A 20,318-nucleotide genomic window follows, 5' to 3' on the forward strand; every position below is an offset into this window, starting at 1 on the left:
CGTTGATCTACAATGCCTCATGGCAGATGAAAATCGGATTTTAAAAACAGTGTAAACGATTCCACTATTTTATCCCATGTCACACTTTTTGCGTCTCTGTTATGCTATGGTTATTACATACCATAAGCCCAATGGAGCGAAATATGCGAGTTCTGGTAACAGGTGGTAGCGGTTACATAGGTAGTCATACCTGCGTGCAACTGCTGCAAAACGGCCATGACGTCATCATTCTCGACAACCTGTGCAACAGTAAGCGCAGCGTGCTGCCTGTGATTGAACGTCTTGGCGGTAAACAACCGACTTTCGTGGAAGGGGACATCCGCAACGAAGCGTTGATGACCGAGATCCTTCACGACCACGCCATTGAAGCGGTAATCCACTTCGCGGGTCTGAAAGCGGTCGGTGAATCCGTTGCGAAGCCGCTCGAGTATTACGACAACAACGTCAATGGTACTCTGCGTCTCATCTCCGCCATGCGTGCGGCGAATGTAAAAAACTTCATCTTTAGCTCCTCCGCCACCGTCTACGGCGATCAGCCCAAAATCCCTTACGTTGAAAGCTTCCCGACCGGTACCCCGCAGAGCCCGTACGGCAAAAGCAAGCTGATGGTGGAGCAGATCCTGACCGACCTGCAAAAAGCCCAGCCGGAGTGGAGCATCGCCTTACTGCGCTACTTCAACCCGGTCGGCGCGCATCCGTCTGGCGACATGGGTGAAGATCCGCAGGGCATCCCGAACAACCTGATGCCGTATATCGCCCAGGTTGCCGTGGGTCGCCGCGACTCGCTGGCGATTTTTGGCAATGACTACCCCACCGAAGATGGCACTGGCGTGCGCGACTACATCCACGTGATGGATCTGGCCGACGGTCACGTTGCGGCCATGCAGCAGCTGGCTGACAAACCGGGCGTGCATATTTACAACCTCGGTGCTGGGGTCGGCAGCAGCGTCCTGGACGTGGTTAACGCCTTCAGCAAAGCCTGCGGTAAGCCGGTTAACTACCACTTCGCACCGCGTCGTGAGGGCGATCTGCCTGCTTACTGGGCCGACGCCACCAAAGCCGACAAAGAGCTTAACTGGCGTGTCACGCGCACGCTTGATGAAATGGCACAGGATACCTGGCACTGGCAGTCACGCCATCCGCAAGGCTATCCGGACTAAGGATCCGTCATGACGCAATTCAATCCCGTCGATCATCCGCATCGTCGTTTTAACCCGCTAAGCGGGCAATGGATTTTAGTTTCTCCGCATCGCGCCAAGCGCCCCTGGCAGGGGGCGCAGGAGACGCCAGCAAAACAGACGCTGCCACAGCATGACCCGGACTGTTTCCTCTGTCCGGGCAACACGCGCGTCACCGGGGATAAAAACCCGGACTACAAAGGCACCTTCGTGTTCACCAACGATTTTGCCGCCCTGATGACCGACACGCCGGACGCGCCGGAAAGCCACGATCCGCTGATGCGCTGCGAAAGCGCGCGCGGAACCAGCCGCGTGATCTGCTTCTCGCCCGATCACAGCAAAACGCTGCCGGAGCTGAGCGTTGAGGCACTGAAAGAGGTGGTCAGCACCTGGCAGGATCAAACCGCAGAGCTGGGGCAGAGCTATCCGTGGGTGCAGGTGTTTGAAAATAAAGGCGCGGCCATGGGCTGCTCGAACCCGCACCCGCACGGCCAGATCTGGGCGAACAGCTTCCTGCCTAACGAAGCCGAGCGTGAAGACCGCCTGCAGAAAGCGTATCACGCGGAAAATGGTTCGCCGATGCTCGTGGATTACACCCAGCGTGAGCTGGCCGACGGCAGCCGCACCGTGGTCGAAACAGAACACTGGCTGGCCGTCGTCCCTTACTGGGCCGCCTGGCCGTTTGAAACGCTGCTGCTGCCGAAAGCACACGTGCAGCGCATTACCGATCTCAGCGACGCGCAGCGCGACGACCTTGCCCTGGCGCTGAAAAAACTGACCAGCCGTTACGACAATCTTTTCCAGTGCTCCTTCCCTTACTCCATGGGCTGGCACGGCGCGCCGTTTAACGGCGAAGAGAATCAACACTGGCAGCTGCACGCCCATTTCTATCCGCCGCTGCTGCGCTCTGCGACGGTGCGTAAATTTATGGTGGGCTATGAAATGCTGGCGGAAACCCAGCGTGACCTGACGGCGGAACAGGCTGCAGAACGTCTGCGTGCCGTTAGCGACGTCCACTATCGCGAATCAGGAGTCTAAAAAATGAGTCTGAAAGATAAAACACAATCCCTGTTTGCTGAGAAATTTGGCTACCCTGCCACCCACGTTATCCAGGCGCCTGGTCGCGTTAACCTGATCGGTGAACACACCGACTATAACGACGGTTTCGTGCTGCCGTGCGCTATCGATTACCAGACCGTCATCAGCTGCGCGAAGCGCGACGACCGTAAAGTCCGCGTGATTGCGGCGGATTACGGTAATGAGACGGACGAGTTTTCCCTCGATTCCCCGATTGTTACTCACGACAGCCAGCAGTGGTCTAACTACGTGCGCGGCGTCGTAAAACACCTTCAGAAGCGTAACAAGAGCTTCGGCGGTGCGGATTTAGTCATCAGCGGCAACGTGCCGCAGGGTGCGGGCTTAAGCTCCTCTGCGTCTCTGGAAGTCGCCGTTGGCACCGTGTTCCAGCAGCTTTATCATCTGCCGCTGGATGGCGCGCAAATCGCCCTGAATGGTCAGGAAGCAGAAAACCAGTTCGTGGGCTGTAACTGCGGCATTATGGACCAGCTGATCTCCGCGCTGGGTAAAAAAGAGCATGCCCTGTTAATTGATTGCCGTTCGCTGGGCACCAAAGCCGTTCCCCTGCCAAAAGGCGCGGCTGTGGTAATCATCAACAGCAACTTTAAGCGCACGCTGGTGGGCAGCGAATACAACACCCGCCGCCAACAGTGCGAAACCGGCGCCCGCTTCTTCCAGCAGCCAGCCCTGCGCGACGTAACGCTCAATGAATTTAACAAAGTGGCGCACGAGCTGGATCCGGTTGTCGCTAAACGCGTTCGTCACGTGCTGACGGAAAATGCCCGAACCGTTGAAGCCGCGTCCGCGCTGGCGAAAGGTGACCTGAAACGCATGGGGGAGCTGATGGCGGAATCTCACGCCTCCATGCGCGATGATTTTGAAATCACCGTTCCGCAAATCGACACCCTGGTGGACATCGTTAAAGCGACCATTGGCGACAAGGGCGGCGTACGCATGACGGGCGGTGGATTTGGCGGCTGCATCGTTGCGCTAGTGCCAGAAGAGCTGGTTCCTGCCGTGCAGGATGCCGTGGCGAAGCAGTACGAAGCAAAAACAGGCATCAAAGAAACCTTCTATGTTTGTAAAGCATCACAAGGAGCCGGACAGTGCTAAACGAAACGCCCACACTCGCACCGGATGGTCTGCCGTATCGCCTGTTAACCCTGCGCAACAGCGCGGGAATGGTCGTTACGGTGATGGACTGGGGTGCAACCCTTCTTTCTGCCCGCGTACCGATGCCGGACGGCAGCGTGCGCGAGACCCTGCTCGGCTGCGCATCACCCGAGCAGTATGTTAATCAGTCCGCCTATCTGGGCGCATCCGTAGGACGCTATGCTAACCGCATCGCGAAGAGCCGCTTTGAGCTCGACGGCGTGCAGTACGCTCTGCTTCCAAGCCAGGGTGAGAATCAGCTGCACGGCGGTCCGGACGGGTTTGATAAACGCCGCTGGAAGATTGTTCGTCAAAACGACGGTGAAGTGCTGTTCTCCCTGGATTCGCTGGACGGCGATCAGGGTTTCCCGGGTAACCTTACCGCCTCCGCGCGCTTTACGCTGACCGACGACAACCGTATCGCCATCGAATACCGTGCGACGGTTGACAGGCCGTGTCCGGTCAATCTAACCAATCACGCGTACTTTAATCTGGACGGTAGCCAGTGCGACGTGCGTAACCACAAGCTGCAGATCCTGGCGGATGCCTGGCTGCCGGTTGACGAGATGGGCATTCCCTATCAGGGACTCAAAGACGTGAGCGGAACCAGCTTTGACTTCCGCAGCGCGAAAACGATCGCCCAGGATTTCCTGAGCGATGACGATCAGCGCAAGGTTAAAGGCTACGACCACGCGTTCCTGCTGCAGGCCAAAGGGGATGTGAAACAACCTGCCGCACGGGTCTGGTCTGCGGATGAGAAGCTGCAGATGACGGTTTATACCACCGCCCCTGCCCTGCAGTTCTACTCGGGTAACTATCTCGGCGGCACAGCGGCGCGCGAACACGATGAGTACAGCGACTGGCAAGGCCTGGCGCTGGAGAGCGAGTTCCTGCCGGACAGCCCAAATCATCCGGAATGGCCGCAGCCGGACTGCGTGCTGCGTCCGGGTGAAGAGTATGTGAGCGTCACAGAGTATCATTTCATTCCTCATTGATTTCGAGCCCTCCCATCGGAGGGCTTTTTTCTGCGCGCCTTGCTGAAAATAGCGCCGATCGCAGACAAAATCATAACCCTGGATTCACAAGCATCTTACACTCAGAGACTATTTTCGCTATGGTTAGGGTTAAGCGTTGCTGGTGGCACGGCCACAGCAATATAATGAGAATTGTTATCATTCTAAAAATGCTTGAGGAGTAAGAGATGGCTATAACTAAGCTGGTCCTGGTACGTCACGGCGAAAGCCAGTGGAACAACGAAAACCGCTTTACCGGATGGTACGACGTTGATCTGTCTGAGAAAGGCGTAAGCGAAGCAAAAGCAGCAGGTAAACTGCTGAAGGAAGAAGGCTTCAGCTTTGATTTTGCTTACACCTCTGTGCTGAAACGTGCCATCCACACCCTGTGGAACGTGCTGGACGAACTGGATCAGGCCTGGCTGCCGGTTGAGAAGTCCTGGAAACTGAACGAACGTCACTACGGTGCGCTGCAGGGCCTGAACAAAGCGGAAACCGCTGAGAAATATGGCGACGAGCAGGTTAAACAGTGGCGCCGCGGCTTCGCAATCACCCCGCCAGAGCTGACCAAAGATGACGAGCGCTACCCGGGCCACGATCCGCGTTACGCGAAGCTGACCGACGCCGAGCTGCCAACCACCGAAAGCCTGGCGCTGACCATCGACCGCGTTGTGCCTTACTGGAACGAAACCATTCTGCCACGCCTGAAAAGCGGCGAGCGCGTGATCATCGCGGCTCACGGTAACTCCCTGCGTGCGCTGGTGAAATACCTGGACAACATGGGTGAAGACGAAATTCTCGAGCTGAACATCCCAACCGGCGTACCGCTGGTTTATGAGTTCGACGAAAACTTCAAGCCTATCAAACACTACTATCTGGGTAACGCAGAAGAGATCGCAGCGAAAGCAGCGGCCGTTGCGAACCAGGGTAAAGCGAAGTAATTTCGCCAGACATAAAAAAAGCGCGGAGCCTTCCGCGCTTTTTTATTTGTGCCTGATAATTCAGCCGCGACGCGCTTTTACCGCATTCGCCAGCTGACGCAGGATAGTATCGGTATCGTCCCAGCCAATGCAGGCATCGGTCACGCTTTTGCCATACACCAGCGGTTCGCTGCCTTCCAGATTCTGGTTACCTTCAACCAGATGGCTTTCTATCATCACCCCAATCACCGCTTTCTCACCGCCGGCAATCTGCTGGCAGACGTCTGCGCCCACTTCCATCTGCTTTTTAAACTGCTTGCTGGAGTTGGCGTGGCTGAAATCGATCATCACCTGCGGTGGCAGCCCGGCTTTTTCCAGCCCGACTTTAACTTCGGCCACATGTTTCGCGCTGTAGTTCGGCTCTTTGCCGCCGCGCAGAATGATATGGCAGTCGCCGTTGCCGCTGGTGTTAACGATGGCAGAGTGACCCCATTTGGTCACGGACAGGAAGCAGTGCGGCGCCCCCGCAGCATTGATAGCGTCAATGGCGACCTTGATGGTGCCGTCAGTGCCGTTTTTGAAACCCACCGGGCAAGAGAGGCCGGACGCCAGCTCGCGGTGCACCTGAGATTCAGTAGTGCGCGCACCAATAGCGCCCCAGCTCATCAGGTCTGCCAGGTATTGTGGCGTAATCATGTCCAGGAATTCGCCGGCCGCAGGCAGGCCGCTGTCGTTGATCTCCAGCAGCAGCTTGCGCGCAATGCGCAGACCGTCGTTGATCTGGAAGCTGTTATCCATGTGCGGATCGTTAATCAGTCCTTTCCAGCCCACGGTGGTGCGCGGTTTTTCAAAATAGACGCGCATGACGATTTCCAGCTCGTCCTTCAGCTCTTCACGCAGGGTAAGCAGACGAGCAGCGTATTCTTTCGCGGCAGCAGGATCGTGAATCGAGCACGGGCCAATCACCACCAGAAGGCGATCGTCATTACCTTTCAGGATCTTATGGATCGCTTTACGAGCATGAGAAACCGTGTTTGCGGCATTTTCAGTGGCGGGGAATTTCTCAAGGAGCGCTACAGGAGGTAATAACTCATTGATCTCTTTAATGCGTAAATCGTCGTTCTGATAATTCATTTTCGTTCCAGCTCTGCCATATCTTTAGTAATGAAAGCAATCCTTTCAATCTAACTTGTCGACCATGAAGTGTAAACACGGTTTTACACTTCACGCAGATAATTCCTGGAATTCGCCTAAAAATCGCCACAAAATAGCGAAAAATGAGATCTAACCTAAGCTTTTTAACTGTAACAACCAATTTTACACGCTTAAACGCGATTCCCTACTGACGTAAGTCCGTTAGGCGGAATCTTTCGCCTCAAAAAAGATGCACTGTTGGAGAATGTTATCCAGCGTAACGACAAGAACAGGAGCACCATGATGAAAATGACAAAACTGGCAACCCTCTTCCTGACCGCCACACTCACTCTGGCCAGCGGCAGCGTCCTGGCCGCGGAAACGGGCACATCAGACAGCAACGGTGACGCGAATGCGGCTGCGGCGGCAGGTCAGCCTGCGCCTGATGCAAAACAGAATCTCGCCCCGAATAATGTCGACAACAACCAGATCAATACCGGCAATACCAACACTGGCGGCACGATGCTGCATCCAGACGGTAGCGGTTCCGGCACCATGAACCATGACAATATGAGTTCAGACGAGGTCCATAAGAACTCGATGTGTAAGGACGGCAAATGCCCGGACCCTAACGACAAAGTGGGTAACGACGCCAATACCAAAACTGATGGCACCACCCAGTAATTTGTATGAACCGTCAGAAAAAGGAGAGCCCAGGCTCTCCTTTCTTTTTGGAGTAACCTATTAAAAACGCTACACTAAAAACAATAACACTTCAGGAAAGCAGACATGGCGCACTCCCATTCCCACTCGCACTCACCCGGCAACGACAACGCTAAACGACTGATGCTGGCCTTTGGCGTCACGGCAACGTTTATGATTATCGAGGTCATTGGCGGCCTGGTTTCCGGCTCGCTGGCGCTTCTGGCCGATGCCGGACATATGCTGACCGATGCCGCCGCCCTGCTCTTCGCCCTGCTGGCCGTGCAGTTTGCGCGTCGTCCACCGAATGCGCGCCATACGTTCGGCTGGCTGAGGCTGACCACCCTGGCCGCGTTTGTTAACGCCATCGCGCTGGTGGTCATTACCGTGCTTATCGTCTGGGAGGCCGTACAGCGCTTCAGACACCCGCAGCCGATCGCCGGGGCGACAATGATGGTCATTGCCGTGGCAGGGCTGCTGGCGAATATCCTGGCCTTCTGGATTTTGCACCGCGGCAGCGGGGAAAAGAACCTCAACGTGCGCGCGGCGGCGCTGCATGTGCTGGGGGATTTGCTCGGTTCCGTCGGGGCGATTGTCGCCGCGCTGGTGATCCTCTATACCGGCTGGACGCCTGTCGATCCGATTCTTTCCGTGCTGGTGTCGTGTCTGGTCTTACGCAGCGCCTGGCGGCTGCTTAAGGAGAGCGTGAACGAACTGCTTGAAGGGGCGCCAGCATCCATGGACATCGACGAGCTGAAGCGCAACCTGCGCCGTACTGTTCCGGAAGTCCGTAATGTCCATCACGTGCACGTCTGGCTGGTGGGAGAGAAACCGGTCATGACGCTGCACGTCCAGGTGATCCCGCCTCATGACCACGATGCGCTGCTCGATCGCATCCAGCACTTCCTGGAACACCACTACGATATTAGCCACGCTACCGTCCAGATGGAGTATCAGCCCTGTAGCGGACCGGACTGCCACCTTAACGAGGCGCAGTCCGGCCATTCACATCATCATGACCACTAGCTGGAAAGCGCGTGAGAGCCTCGCTCACGCGCGCTGTTAATCCACACTCGGCTACCGTTCAGCGCGATGAAGGTCAGCAGCAGATATTCCAGCGACATGGCATAGACGCCCTGCAGGGCGAAGATCGCCACGCTGATCACGTTGATGATGACCCACAGCAGCCAGTTCTCAACGTATTTACGGGTCATCAGAATCATCGCCGCAATCGACAGCACCATCATGCAGGAATCCCAGAACGGGAAAGCATCCGGCTGGAGCTCTGGCATCGTCACGTTCAGGCCGATACCGGACATGACCGAAACGGCAACACGGGTCAGAAACGCAAACACCGGATTGATGTAGACGGTCATTAAGCCAATGGCCACCACGCAGGCGACGAGCCAGGCGATGGCTTTCGGCAGTGGCAGCCAGCGGATCTGCAGCTCGGCCTCCTGCTGGCTGTTCTGACGCGACCAAGCATACCAGCCGTAAATATTGGCGGCAAAGAAGAACAGCTGCAAAAGCAGGCTGGCATACAACTGGATCTGGAAGAAGATAATCGCAAACAGCGTGACGTTAATCAGCCCGAACGCGTAGTTGCTGATCTTCTCAAGGCTTGCCAGCCAGATACACAATAATCCCGCCAGCGTACCTACGGCCTCAATCCATGACAGGTCATAGCCACCTGCACCAATCGGTATGTGAACCAGAATGTTATGTGTGCTAAAAAAATCCATCTTTTCCCCTGGGCGAGTTGAATTAAGTACGTAGTGTAGCCGCAAAATCCAACATGCGGTTAAGCGGGGTTAACGCGCCTTCCCGCAGGGCGGCATCCACATGGATTTCATGCGCCGCACCACCGGTTTCTAACCCTTCGGCAATCGCTTTCAGACCGTTCATCGCCATCCACGGACAATGCGCGCAGCTGCGACACGTTGCGCCCTCGCCCGCCGTTGGCGCTTCAAGAAGCTCTTTATCCGGTACGGCCTGCTGCATCTTATAGAAGATACCGCGATCGGTCGCGACGATGAGCTGCTTGTGAGGCAACGTCCTGGCCGCGTTGATAAGCTGACTGGTTGAGCCCACGGCATCTGCCATCTCGACAATCGACTGCGGAGACTCGGGGTGAACAAGAATGGCGGCGTCGGGATAAAGCGCCTTCATGCGCGCCAGCGCCTGAGTTTTGAATTCGTCGTGCACAATGCAGGCACCCTGCCAGCAGAGGACGTCAGCTCCCGTCTGCTTCTGGACATAATTTCCAAGATGACGGTCAGGCGCCCAGATAATTTTCTCACCCAGGCTGTCCAGATGTTCAATCAGCTCAACGGCGATGCTGGAGGTGACAACCCAGTCTGCCCGCGCTTTTACCGCCGCAGAGGTGTTGGCGTAAACTACCACGGTGCGGTCAGGGTGAGCGTCACAGAAGGCCGTGAATTCGTCAATCGGACAGCCCAGATCCAGCGAACACTCCGCGTTAAGCGTAGGCATCAGAATGGTTTTTTCAGGACTCAGGATCTTTGCCGTTTCGCCCATAAAACGCACGCCGGCAACCAGCAGCGTGGAAGCGGGATGCCGTGCACCGAAGCGTGCCATCTCCAGTGAGTCAGAGATACATCCCCCGGTCTCTTCCGCCAGCTGCTGTATTTCCGGGTCGGTATAGTAATGGGCCACCATTACCGCATCGCGTTCTTTGAGAAGACGTTTGATCTTCTCGCGATAGAACTGCTTTTCATCCTGGCTCAGCGGGACAGGCTTTGGCGGAAACGGATAGATTGCGGCTTCAGGATCAAACATCACACTCATTATGGCTTCTCGTTTTACGGGCTTAACAATATTGCCTTTCATTTGCCTGACATAGCAAAACGCGTGGCAATTGTGTTTTGTATACTAAACAAGATAGCGAATCTGGAGTGAAAAGTCACCGGGAATAGATGGGCGGAGCATTTGTTGTACCGCAGATAGCAAAAAGGCGCCTTTAGGGCGCCTTTCTACACTGGTGGGTCGTGCAGGATTCGAACCTGCGACCAATTGATTAAAAGTCAACTGCTCTACCAACTGAGCTAACGACCCCTTGCGGGATTTTTTCTTCGAAGTGGTGGGTCGTGCAGGATTCGAACCTGCGACCAATTGATTAAAAGTCAACTGCTCTACCAACTGAGCTAACGACCCATTCGGGTGCTGACTTCGAAGATTTTTACTCGGTACCACTTTAAAGTGGTGGGTCGTGCAGGATTCGAACCTGCGACCAATTGATTAAAAGTCAACTGCTCTACCAACTGAGCTAACGACCCGAGTGGTGGGTGATGACGGGCTCGAACCGCCGACCCCCTCCGTGTAAAGGAGATGCTCTACCAACTGAGCTAATCACCCACTCTGTACTGCCGGAACTGCGTTAAGTGGTGGGTCGTGCAGGATGACTCGGCTTCGCCTCGCCCTACGGGCCGTTGCTGACGCAACGTTATCCTTCACGTTTTACTACTAATTCCACCTGACTTAGTGGTGGGTCGTGCAGGATTCGAACCTGCGACCAATTGATTAAAAGTCAACTGCTCTACCAACTGAGCTAACGACCCACTTTTACGCTGTTTTCACGTTGTTTGATATCCCGTGGCAACGGCGGCATATATTACTGATTTAAGATTTCAGCGCAACAAAAATTTCGATGAAGATCACTTAACTGCTTACGAATCATGCTGCACGACCAGAAATAACGCGATTTCTGGTCATGCGGTAATCATCCCATCGAATTCAGACGTTTTTGCGCCTGCTTAGCACCTTCGGTACCCGGGAATTTTGCGACCACCTGCTGATAAACCGCTTTGGCTTTCGCAGTGTCGCCTTTGTCCTGCATGATGACGCCCACTTTGTACATCGCATCAGGCGCTTTTGGCGATTTCGGGTAATTTTTTACCACGGAGGCAAAATAAAACGCCGCATCGTCCTTTTTACCCTTGTTGTAATTCAGCTGACCGAGCCAGTAATTCGCATTTGGCTGATAAGTGGAATCAGGGTATTTCTTAACAAAGTTCTGAAACGCAGCAAGCGCGTCATCCTGACGAGATTGATCCTGCACCAGGGCAATGGCCGCGTTGTAGTCCGTATTCGCGTCACCGCTCTGTACAGGCGCGCCTGTTGAGGCTGACGTATCAGCAGATGGCGCTGGCGTAGACGTCGCTGCACCGCTCTGATCGCCTGCGGCTGGCTGTGCTGCTGCACCACCGCTGCTCAGGCTATCTATCTGCAACAAGATTTGCTTCTGACGTTCCACAACCTGGTTAAGCTGATACTGGCTTTCCTGAATCTGACCGCGGAGAGAGTCAATATCATTCTGGTTATCGGAAAGTTGTTGCTGGAGTTGGGTTAAAAGCTGGCTGTGAGCGTTAGAAATACGCTCGAGTTGAGTGACCCGGTCTTCTACCGAGCCAGAGCCGACACTACTGATTGGTGCCTGAGCAAAAGCGGCCCAGGGGGCCGCTATTCCAACCAGTAACGACAGACTCAACAGATGATGTCTGAAGTTACTGCTCATGCAATTCTCTTAGTAAACCAGTACGGCACGACGGTTTTTGGAGTAAGCCGCTTCGTCGTGACCCAGTACTGCAGGTTTTTCTTTACCGTAAGAAACGATGGAGATCTGGTCAGCAGAAACGCCTTTACCCTGCAGGTACATTTTAACAGCGTTAGCACGACGTTCACCCAGGGAGATGTTGTACTCTGGAGTACCACGTTCGTCCGCGTGACCTTCTACGGTGACTTTGTAAGATGGGTTGCTACGCAGGAAGTTAGCGTGCGCATCCAGCATCGCAGCGAAGTCAGAACGGATGTCGTATTTATCCAGATCGAAGTAAACGATGTTGTTCTGCTGCAGCTGCTGCATCTGAAGACGAGCCTGCTCTTCAGAAGACATGTTGCCATTGCCGTTCGCGTCCATACCGGTGCCGGCACCCATCATGCCTTCGCCGCTCTGGTCATTGCTTGCGTTCTTGTTAGAAGAACACGCTGCGATTGCCATTACAGGCAGAGCGATCATCAGCCCCTTCAGCACTTTGTTCAGTTGCATTTCTATGATTCCTTTAGTAATCAATTAATTATTATTTACAGATACGGCGACCAGGCAGGTGATTTTACCTGTCCATCAGTGGCCGGAATACGCGCTTTGAAACGCCCATCTGTAGAAACCAGATTCAGCACAGATCCCATCCCCTGAGAAGAGCTGTAGATTACCATCGTGCCGTTAGGTGCCAGACTTGGCGTTTCATCCAGGAACGTTGACGACAGAACTTGAACGCCACCCGCTACCAGATCTTGTTTGGCAATGTGCTGCTGCCCGCCGTTGGAGCTCACCATTACCATAAATTTACCGTCGGTGCTCACGTCTGCGTTCTGGTTCTGCGAACCTTCCCAGGTAATACGCTGCGGAGCACCGCCGTTGATGTTGACTTTATAGATTTGTGGACGGCCAGCCTGGTCAGATGTAAACGCCAGGTTTTGACTGTCCGGGAACCATGAAGGTTCGGTATTGTTGCTGCGACCGTCGGTCACCTGACGGATCTGGCCAGAGCCAATGTCCATCACGTACAGGTTCAGGCTACCGGTTTTTGACAGCGCAAAGGCCAGTTTAGACCCGTCCGGAGAGAACGAAGGCGCACCGTTGTGACGCGGGAAAGACGCCACCTGACGAACCGCACCGTTAGCCAGCGTCTGGATTACCAGCGCTGAACGGCCGCTTTCGAAGGTTACATAGGCCAGTTTAGAACCGTCCGGAGACCAGGCTGGAGACATCAGCGGCTGCGAAGAACGTTTCACCAGGAACTGGTTGTAGCCGTCGTAGTCAGATACGCGCAGCTCATACGGGAACTGACCACCGTTGGTCTGCACCACATACGCGATACGGGTACGGAACGCCCCTTTAATGCCGGTCAGTTTTTCAAATACCGCATCGCTGGCAGCGTGTGCCGCATAGCGCAGGTACTGCTTAGTGACCTTGTAAGAGTTCTGTGCCAGAACGGTACCCGGCGCACCACCGGTATCCACCAGCTGCCAGGCCACGTTGTAAGAGCCGTCCGGGTTAGGCGTAACCTGACCCACAACCACGGCATCAATACCCAGTGCAGACCATGCTGCAGGCTGTACTTCCTGCGCGCTACCCGGCTGCTGAGGCAGACGAGAACGATCTAACGGGTTGAATTTACCGCTGTTACGCAGGTCAGCCGCCACGATGCCACCGGCATCTTCAGGTGCAGCGCCAGGACCGGCCCACTGGAACGGTACAACGCCGATTGGGCGTGCCGAGTCCACCCCCTGGGTGATCTCGATACGTACTTCTGCGTGCAGTACTGCTGCCCACAGCATTAAAAAACCAAATGCTACACGTAATGCCTGCTTCATCATATCTCCCTTATCCGGGTAACCTTACCCACGATAATTTAGCAGAATGTTAACAAACTCAAATAGACAAAACTACCAGAACCCTGTGACTAAACCTGGTCTATTTTTCCCCGTTTGCACGGGGAAAATGTAACTTAAGGTTTGAAGTCCAGCGGCGCATTTTTAAAGACTTCGTAAACGGCCTGAGACGGCGGTTTAGGCATCTTCGCCTGACGCGCTGCAGCCAGGGCCGCAGTACATAAAGCCGGGTCGCCACCTTCAGACTTAATATCCAGCAGCATGCCGTCCGGAGCCAGTTTTATACGCAACGTACACGTTTTACCGGTATAGGAAGACGCATCATAGAATCGGCTTTCAATAGCGGATTTAATCTGCGCGGCATAACCGTTGATTTCAGCCCCGCTCGCACCGTTACTCTTAGTGTTACCACTTCCGGTCGGCGCTGCGTTGTTTCCTTTCGCCCCACCGCCCGCTTTCGGCGCATTCTTACCGGAGCTCAAATCGCCCAGCAGATCGTCAACCCCTGCGGCAGCAGCGGCTTTTTCAGCGGCGGCAGCCTTTTTAGCAGCGGCTTTTTCTGCTGCGGCTTTCTTATCGGCAGCGGCCTTCTCAGCTGCAGCTTTTTTATCAGCAGCGGCTTTTTCGGCGGCTGCCGCTTTTTCTGCTGCGGCTTTTTCAGCAGCCGCTTTCTCTGCAGCAGCGGCTTTCTTCGCAGCCTCGGCAGCAGCTTTCTTCTCTGCTTCCTGAGCGGCTTTTTTCGCGGCTTCCGCTTCGGCTTTCTTCTGGGCATCGGCAGCAGCTTTCTTCGCGGCTTCCGCTTCAGCTTTCTTCTGGGCATCAGCAGCGGCTTTCTTCGCGGCTTCCGCTTCAGCTTTCTTCTGAGCATCAGCAGCGGCTTTCTTCGCCGCTTCTGCAGCTAATTTTGCCTGGGCATCAGCCTGAGCTTTAGCGTCCGCTGCGGCTTTAGCTGCCGCCTCTTCCGCCTGCTTTTGCTGTTCCTGAGCTTTCTTCGCGGCCTCTTCGGCTTGTTTCTGCTGTTCCGCCTGCTCTTTCGCGGCTTCCTGCGCCTGCAAACGTTCTTTCTCAAGCTGCTTCAGACGTTCCTGCTCTGCAGCCTGCTTTTCACGCAGTTCTTCCGCCTGCTGTTGCGACTGTTTTTCACGCTGCTCTTCAGCCCGTTTGGCACTCGCCTTCTGCTGTTGTTCGCGATTATAGTTCTGTACTACCGCACCGGGATCCACCATCACGGCGTCAATGGAAGACCCTCCACCGCCGCCGGCTGATGCATCAATATGCTCGTCGAACGAACTCCAGATCAGCGCTGCAAAGAGAATAACGTGCAGCACTGCGGAGACGATTATCGCTCGCTTAAGCTTGTCGTTCTGTTCGGTTGCCTTTGACACTATCGGTTCCCAAAAACTACGCGGATAATCAAATAGGTTGAGTCATTAAGCCAACTGACTTAACGCCCGCACTATGTAGCAAGTTCAGCGCTTTAATAATTTCATCGTAGGGTACGTCTTTCGCGCCACCGATTAAGAAGACCGTTTTCGGATTTGACTCCAGGCGACGCTGCGCTTCGGCAATAACCTGCTCAGGCGGCAGCTGATCCATACGATCTTTCTCGACCACGACGCTGTATTGCCCTACGCCGGAAACCTCAATGATAACCGGAGGATCGTCATTGGTGCTCACCGCCTGTGATTCTGTCGCATCCGGCAGATCCACTTCCACGCTCTGGGTAATGATTGGCGCTGTTGCCATGAAGATCAGCAGCAGTACCAACAGAACGTCCAGCAGTGGAACGATATTGATTTCGGACTTGAGCTCGCGACGACCTCGTCCACGCGATCTGGCCATGGTTTACCCCTTGTTGCTCTCGGTGCTGGTAAACGCCTGACGGTGCAGAATCGCGGTGAACTCTTCCATAAAGTTGTCGTAGTTCAGTTCCAGTTTGTTCACGCGCTGGTTCAGACGGTTGTAAGCCATAACCGCCGGAATTGCCGCAAACAGACCGATAGCGGTCGCAATCAGTGCTTCAGCGATACCCGGTGCAACCATCTGCAACGTCGCCTGCTTCACCGCGCCCAGCGCGATAAAGGCGTGCATGATCCCCCACACGGTACCAAACAGGCCGATGTACGGGCTGATGGAACCGACAGTGCCGAGGAATGGAATATGCGTTTCGAGATTTTCCAGCTCGCGGTTCATAGAGATGCGCATCGCACGCGAGGCACCTTCCACCACCGCTTCCGGCGCATGATTGTTTGCACGATGCAGACGGGCAAACTCTTTGAAACCGCTATAAAAAATTTGCTCGGAGCCTGTAAGGTTTTCACGGCGTCCCTGGCTCTCCTGATACAGACGAGAAAGCTCAATACCCGACCAGAACTTATCTTCAAACGCTTCAGCTTCACGGCCAGCGGCATTGAGGATACGCGTTCTCTGGATGATGATGGCCCAGGATGCGATTGAAAAACCAATCAAAATCAACATGATAAGTTTAACCAGAAGGCTTGCCTTCAGGAACAAATCAAGGATATTCATGTCAGTCACTGCTTAAACTCCGCGACAATAGACTTAGGAAGCGCACGAGGCTTCATTATGGTTGGATCAACACAAACAATCAGTACTTCAGCTGAGTTCAGTACGGTATTCTCTGCGTTGACTATCCGCTGCGTGAAAACCAGTGAGGTCCCGCGCATTGATGTAATTTCAGTTTGGACTTCGAGCATATCGTCGAGTCTGGCAGGCGCAAAATACTCAAGCGTCATCTTGCGAACCACGAAGGCAACTCGCTCAGCCAACAGTACCTGTTGACTAAAGTGATGATGGCGCAGCATCTCTGTGCGTGCCCGTTCATAAAAAGCAACGTAGCTGGCGTGGTAAACCACACCACCGGCATCGGTATCTTCGTAATAGACACGAACCGGCCATCGAAACAGCGTTGTATTCACTTTACATCCCGGTAATGCAACAAAAGTTAATGCTTTTAAACTTCGCTACTATACGCGCGGGAAAGAGGGTTGGGAATGGGAGAAAGTAAACGGAGAGTAAATTTTTATGGGCCAGGGTAAGCCCATAACGTTAACGGACATTTCTTATTCAGAAGAAGAAGAAAATCAAACCGGCGAGAAGCACCAGATCGGCAATCAGCGGGCAAAAAATTCCCTGCCAGTGAACGGCTTTCGGACGAAAGCCCACGCCGTGGATCACACCTGCACACACCGCCCACATAATGAGGAAGCCGTGCCAGATTTCAAGCTCGCTGGTTTTCGCTGCAAAGCGCGAAGGGTCCCAGAAGATACAACCTGCCAGCAGTAATGCCATCACTAAAGAAAGCGCCCGTAACGGGCGCTTGTCCATTACCGCGTAAAGTTTCGCGATAATATTCATCAGTGTTTTTCTTCACCCGCTTTGGTCGCTTCGACATGCTCAAGCGCCAGGGCAGTGATGACACCAAATGCACAGGCAAGAAGCGTCCCTAAAATCCATGCGAAATACCACATATTCAGCTCCTTACTTAATACATAGAGTGGGTGTTGCTTTCGATATGTTCTTTAGTGATGCGACCGAACATTTTCCAGTAACACCAGATGGTGTAAGCCAGAACAATCGGAACGAACACGCAAGCAACATACGTCATCAGGTTCAGCGTCATATGGCTGGACGTTGCATCCCACATGGTCAGGCTAGCATTCAGCATGGTGCTGGATGGCATGACGAATGGGAACATTGCAATACCCGATGTCAGGATGATGCACGCCAGGGTCAGCGATGAGAACACGAACGCCAGCGCGCCTTTCTCCAGACGAGACGTCAGCACGGTCAGCAGCGGCAGCAGCACGCCCAGAGCCGGGATCGCCCACAGCGCAGGGGTATTGTTGAAGTTCACCAGCCATGCCCCAGCCTGACGCGCCACTTCTTTGGTCAGCGGGTTAGACGGTGCAGTGTGGTTGATCGCAGACGTCACCACATAACCATCAATACCGTACACCACCCACACGCCTGCCAGCGCGAAGCAGACCAGCGTCACCAGCGCAGCAACCTGAGCCGTCGCGCGGGAACGCAGGTGCAGTTCACCAACCGTACGCATCTGCAGATAGGTTGCGCCCTGAGTGATGATCATCGCTACGCTCACCACGCCGGCCAGCAGACCAAACGGATTCAGCAACTGGAAGAAGTTACCGGTGTAATAAAGACGCATGTATTCGTCCAGGTGGAACGGTACGCCCTGCAGCAGGTTACCGAACGCTACGCCGATCACCAGCGGTGGAACGAAGCTACCGATGAAGATGCCCCAGTCCCACATGTTGCGCCAGCGGGTGTCTTCAATCTTTGAACGGTAGTCGAAACCGACCGGACGGAAGAATAAAGAGGCCAGCACCAGAATCATCGCCACGTAGAAGCCGGAGAACGCAGCCGCGTAGACCATCGGCCAGGCAGCGAACAGCGCGCCGCCTGCGGTGATCAGCCACACCTGGTTACCGTCCCAGTGAGGGGCGATGGAGTTGATCATGATTCGACGCTCGGTGTCATTACGACCGAGGAAACGGGTGAGCATCCCCACCCCCATGTCGAAACCATCCGTGACGGCGAAACCGATCAGCAGAACGCCGATCAACAGCCACCAGATAAAACGCAATACTTCATAATCGATCATTTGATGACTCCTGTCTTAGCGTGCCGGCTGAGTAGTCGCAGTGGACTGCTCGTAGTGATAGCGACCGGTTTTCAGGCTGCTTGGGCCAAGGCGCGCGAACTTGAACATCAGGAACAGTTCAGCCACCAGGAACAGGGTGTACAGACCACAAATCAGCAGCATGGAGAAGATCAGGTCGCCTGCGGTCAGGGACGAGTTCGCTACCGCCGTTGGCAGCACCTCACCGATCGCCCATGGCTGACGGCCATACTCCGCTACAAACCAGCCGGATTCGATTGCGATCCACGGCAGTGGAATACCGTACAGCGCAGTGCGCAACAGCCACTTTTTCTCGCCGATGCGGTTGCGAATCACGGACCAGAAGGACGCCGCAATGATCAGCAGCATGATGATGCCGCAGCCCACCATGATACGGAATGCGAAGTACAGAGGCGCAACGCGTGGAATCGAGTCTTTGGTTGCCATCTGGATCTGCGCTTCTGTCGCATCAGACACGTTCGGGGTATAACGCTTCAGCAGCAGACCGTAACCCAGATCTTTCTTCACGTTGTTGAACTGGTCGCGAACGGCCTGGTCGGTAGAACCGGCACGCAGCTGTTCCAGCAGCGAGTAGGCTTTCATACCGTTACGGATACGCTCTTCGTGCTGAACCATCAGCTCTTTCAGACCCGTCACCTGCTTATCAACAGAACGGGTGGCGATGATACCCAGCGCGTAAGGGATCTGAATAGCGAAGCGGTTTTCCTGTGCGTCCTGATCCGGAATACCGAACAGCGTAAAGGCAGCTGGTGCCGGCTGGGTTTCCCATTCGGCCTCGATGGCGGCCAGTTTGGTTTTCTGCACGTCACCCATTTCGTAACCGGATTCATCACCCAGAACGATAACAGAGAGGATTGCAGCCATACCGAAGCTTGCAGCGATAGCAAAGGAGCGCTTAGCAAACGCGAAGTCTCGACCGCGCAGCATGTAGTAAGAACTGATGCCCAGTACAAACATCGCGCCGCACACGTAGCCAGAAGCCACGGTGTGAACGAATTTAACCTGCGCAACCGGGTTCAGGACCAGCTCGGCAAAGCTGACCATCTCCATACGCATGGTTTCGAAGTTGAAATCAGACGCGATAGGGTTCTGCATCCAGCCGTTCGCCACCAGGATCCACAGCGCGGACAGGTTCGAACCTAATGCCACCAGCCAGGTCACCGCCATATGCTGGACTTTACCCAGACGGTCCCAACCGAAGAAGAACAGACCTACAAAGGTGGATTCGAGGAAGAATGCCATCAGACCTTCAATGGCCAGCGGCGCACCGAAGATATCCCCTACATAGTGGGAATAGTAAGACCAGTTAGTCCCGAACTGGAACTCCATAGTCAGACCGGTTGCCACGCCCAGTGCGAAGTTGATACCAAACAACTTGCCCCAGAACTTGGTCATATCTTTATAAATCTGTTTGCCGGAGAGAACGTATACCGTTTCCATAATGGCCAGCAGGAACGCCATACCCAGCGTCAGTGGCACAAACAGGAAGTGGTACATCGCGGTCAAGGCAAACTGTAAGCGCGACAGTTCGACTATATCTAACATCATGACTCCTTGCTCATCGCATGAAGACTCCGAGAGTGAACCCCGTCAGAAAGAGATCCACACGCATGCCCCAATACAAATTATTCGCATCCTTGTCGTCGTTATTACCCTGAAGGAGGATAAAAACGATGACGTGAGGTTACAAATACGTTAATAAAAAACTCAAATTGATCCCGCAAATATAATACGCTGCAAAACCCTTACAATAAACAGGTTTTTATTGAATCACATTTACGTTTTTCGACGGCGATCAATTTATAGCAAAATTACCACTTTTCGGCCATTTTGATCCGGGACAATTTAGCGCTTTTCATCGCCTTTTTCCAAGGATTAAACATTGATTTAAATCAAAAACGATCGCCGATGTTAACCATGTTTAATGATGGTGAGAATGGTAAAAACCATGTTAACGACATGTGCATACAAAGATGAGATTGGTTATCGAAGACGGAAAAAAATATAAACAGAAGTGATTTTAATTAACGCCAAAGAAAGCAACATT

Annotated in this window: 21 protein-coding genes and 5 tRNA genes; 7 read left to right on the forward strand and 19 right to left on the reverse strand. The window is 54.1% G+C overall.

The window, feature by feature from the left end; genetic code table 11:
- Positions 1-143: 143 nt before the first annotated feature.
- The 5 genes from galE (at position 144) to gpmA (ending at position 5,361) form a co-directional block, all read left to right on the forward strand.
- Complete coding sequence (gene galE / locus RVY89_RS12365) at positions 144-1,160, forward strand: UDP-glucose 4-epimerase GalE (RefSeq protein WP_048026980.1); 1,017 nt, start codon at positions 144-146, stop codon at positions 1,158-1,160.
- A gap of 9 nt (positions 1,161-1,169) precedes the next feature.
- Complete coding sequence (galT, locus tag RVY89_RS12370; RefSeq protein WP_484825484.1) at positions 1,170-2,216, forward strand: galactose-1-phosphate uridylyltransferase; 1,047 nt, start codon at positions 1,170-1,172, stop codon at positions 2,214-2,216.
- A gap of 3 nt (positions 2,217-2,219) precedes the next feature.
- Positions 2,220-3,368 carry a galactokinase gene (galK, locus tag RVY89_RS12375; protein ID WP_484825485.1) on the forward strand — a complete coding sequence of 383 codons (1,149 nt, stop codon included), beginning with the start codon at positions 2,220-2,222 and terminating at the stop codon, positions 3,366-3,368.
- Positions 3,362-4,402 carry a galactose-1-epimerase gene (galM, locus tag RVY89_RS12380; RefSeq protein WP_484825486.1) on the forward strand — a complete coding sequence of 347 codons (1,041 nt, stop codon included), beginning with the start codon at positions 3,362-3,364 and terminating at the stop codon, positions 4,400-4,402. Before galK ends, galM begins: the two co-directional genes overlap by 7 nt.
- Positions 4,403-4,608: 206 nt before the next feature.
- Positions 4,609-5,361 carry a 2,3-diphosphoglycerate-dependent phosphoglycerate mutase gene (gene gpmA / locus RVY89_RS12385; RefSeq protein ID WP_023310804.1) on the forward strand — a complete coding sequence of 251 codons (753 nt, stop codon included), beginning with the start codon at positions 4,609-4,611 and terminating at the stop codon, positions 5,359-5,361.
- Positions 5,362-5,421: 60 nt separating this feature from the next.
- On the opposite strand, the gene aroG is transcribed toward gpmA, so the two are convergent.
- Positions 5,422-6,474 carry a 3-deoxy-7-phosphoheptulonate synthase AroG gene (gene aroG, locus RVY89_RS12390; protein WP_024908788.1) on the reverse strand — a complete coding sequence of 351 codons (1,053 nt, stop codon included), beginning with the start codon at positions 6,472-6,474 and terminating at the stop codon, positions 5,422-5,424.
- A gap of 303 nt (positions 6,475-6,777) precedes the next feature.
- Between aroG and RVY89_RS12395 the strand changes: the two genes are divergently transcribed.
- Complete coding sequence (locus RVY89_RS12395; RefSeq protein WP_484827934.1) at positions 6,778-7,158, forward strand: protein YbgS; 381 nt, start codon at positions 6,778-6,780, stop codon at positions 7,156-7,158.
- A 105-nt stretch (positions 7,159-7,263) separates the two neighbouring features.
- Positions 7,264-8,202, forward strand: coding sequence for a CDF family zinc transporter ZitB (gene zitB, locus RVY89_RS12400; protein WP_484825487.1), 939 nt, complete (start codon positions 7,264-7,266; stop codon positions 8,200-8,202).
- Here the strand turns inward: zitB and pnuC are convergent.
- From pnuC to cydA, 18 genes are all read right to left on the reverse strand, one after another.
- On the reverse strand, positions 8,199-8,918 hold the full coding sequence (pnuC, locus tag RVY89_RS12405; protein ID WP_484825488.1) for a nicotinamide riboside transporter PnuC: 720 nt from the start codon (positions 8,916-8,918) through the stop codon (positions 8,199-8,201). The two genes, zitB and pnuC, sit on opposite strands and share 4 nt — an antisense overlap.
- Positions 8,919-8,940: 22 nt before the next feature.
- Entirely contained in the window at positions 8,941-9,984 is a 1,044-nt protein-coding gene (gene nadA / locus RVY89_RS12410) for a quinolinate synthase NadA (RefSeq protein ID WP_484825489.1), read from the reverse strand.
- A gap of 191 nt (positions 9,985-10,175) precedes the next feature.
- Positions 10,176-10,251, reverse strand: a tRNA-Lys gene (locus RVY89_RS12415).
- Between the two features lie 23 nt (positions 10,252-10,274).
- Positions 10,275-10,350 (reverse strand) — tRNA-Lys (locus RVY89_RS12420).
- Between the two features lie 46 nt (positions 10,351-10,396).
- Positions 10,397-10,472, reverse strand: a tRNA-Lys gene (locus tag RVY89_RS12425).
- 3 nt (positions 10,473-10,475) lie between these two features.
- A tRNA-Val gene (locus RVY89_RS12430) sits at positions 10,476-10,551 on the reverse strand.
- Between the two features lie 127 nt (positions 10,552-10,678).
- Positions 10,679-10,754 (reverse strand) — tRNA-Lys (locus tag RVY89_RS12435).
- 161 nt (positions 10,755-10,915) lie between these two features.
- Positions 10,916-11,710 (reverse strand): cell division protein CpoB, encoded by a 795-nt coding sequence (cpoB, locus tag RVY89_RS12440; RefSeq protein ID WP_484825490.1) that lies wholly within the window; start codon positions 11,708-11,710, stop codon positions 10,916-10,918.
- 9 nt (positions 11,711-11,719) lie between these two features.
- Entirely contained in the window at positions 11,720-12,241 is a 522-nt protein-coding gene (pal, locus tag RVY89_RS12445; protein ID WP_003858578.1) for a peptidoglycan-associated lipoprotein Pal, read from the reverse strand.
- A gap of 35 nt (positions 12,242-12,276) precedes the next feature.
- Entirely contained in the window at positions 12,277-13,569 is a 1,293-nt protein-coding gene (gene tolB / locus RVY89_RS12450; protein WP_032638931.1) for a Tol-Pal system beta propeller repeat protein TolB, read from the reverse strand.
- Between the two features lie 134 nt (positions 13,570-13,703).
- Positions 13,704-14,972 carry a cell envelope integrity protein TolA gene (gene tolA, locus RVY89_RS12455; RefSeq protein WP_484825491.1) on the reverse strand — a complete coding sequence of 423 codons (1,269 nt, stop codon included), beginning with the start codon at positions 14,970-14,972 and terminating at the stop codon, positions 13,704-13,706.
- A 28-nt stretch (positions 14,973-15,000) separates the two neighbouring features.
- A complete protein-coding gene (gene tolR, locus RVY89_RS12460) occupies positions 15,001-15,429 on the reverse strand; it encodes a colicin uptake protein TolR (RefSeq protein WP_003858589.1) in 429 nt (142 codons plus the stop codon).
- 3 nt (positions 15,430-15,432) lie between these two features.
- The gene (gene tolQ, locus RVY89_RS12465) at positions 15,433-16,125 is read right to left on the reverse strand and encodes a Tol-Pal system protein TolQ (protein WP_008501101.1); all 693 of its coding nucleotides are present in this window, start codon (positions 16,123-16,125) and stop codon (positions 15,433-15,435) included.
- Entirely contained in the window at positions 16,122-16,526 is a 405-nt protein-coding gene (gene ybgC, locus RVY89_RS12470) for a tol-pal system-associated acyl-CoA thioesterase (protein ID WP_003858593.1), read from the reverse strand. Before ybgC ends, tolQ begins: the two co-directional genes overlap by 4 nt.
- A gap of 148 nt (positions 16,527-16,674) precedes the next feature.
- Positions 16,675-16,965, reverse strand: coding sequence for a cyd operon protein YbgE (gene ybgE, locus RVY89_RS12475; protein WP_008501100.1), 291 nt, complete (start codon positions 16,963-16,965; stop codon positions 16,675-16,677).
- Positions 16,965-17,078, reverse strand: coding sequence for a cytochrome bd-I oxidase subunit CydX (cydX, locus tag RVY89_RS12480; protein ID WP_003858598.1), 114 nt, complete (start codon positions 17,076-17,078; stop codon positions 16,965-16,967). Before cydX ends, ybgE begins: the two co-directional genes overlap by 1 nt.
- 14 nt (positions 17,079-17,092) lie before the next feature.
- Complete coding sequence (gene cydB / locus RVY89_RS12485; RefSeq protein ID WP_023334940.1) at positions 17,093-18,232, reverse strand: cytochrome d ubiquinol oxidase subunit II; 1,140 nt, start codon at positions 18,230-18,232, stop codon at positions 17,093-17,095.
- Between the two features lie 15 nt (positions 18,233-18,247).
- A complete protein-coding gene (cydA, locus tag RVY89_RS12490; RefSeq protein WP_023310795.1) occupies positions 18,248-19,816 on the reverse strand; it encodes a cytochrome ubiquinol oxidase subunit I in 1,569 nt (522 codons plus the stop codon).
- Positions 19,817-20,318: the final 502 nt, after the last annotated feature.

Source organism: Enterobacter sp. 3U4, from assembly GCF_057224565.1.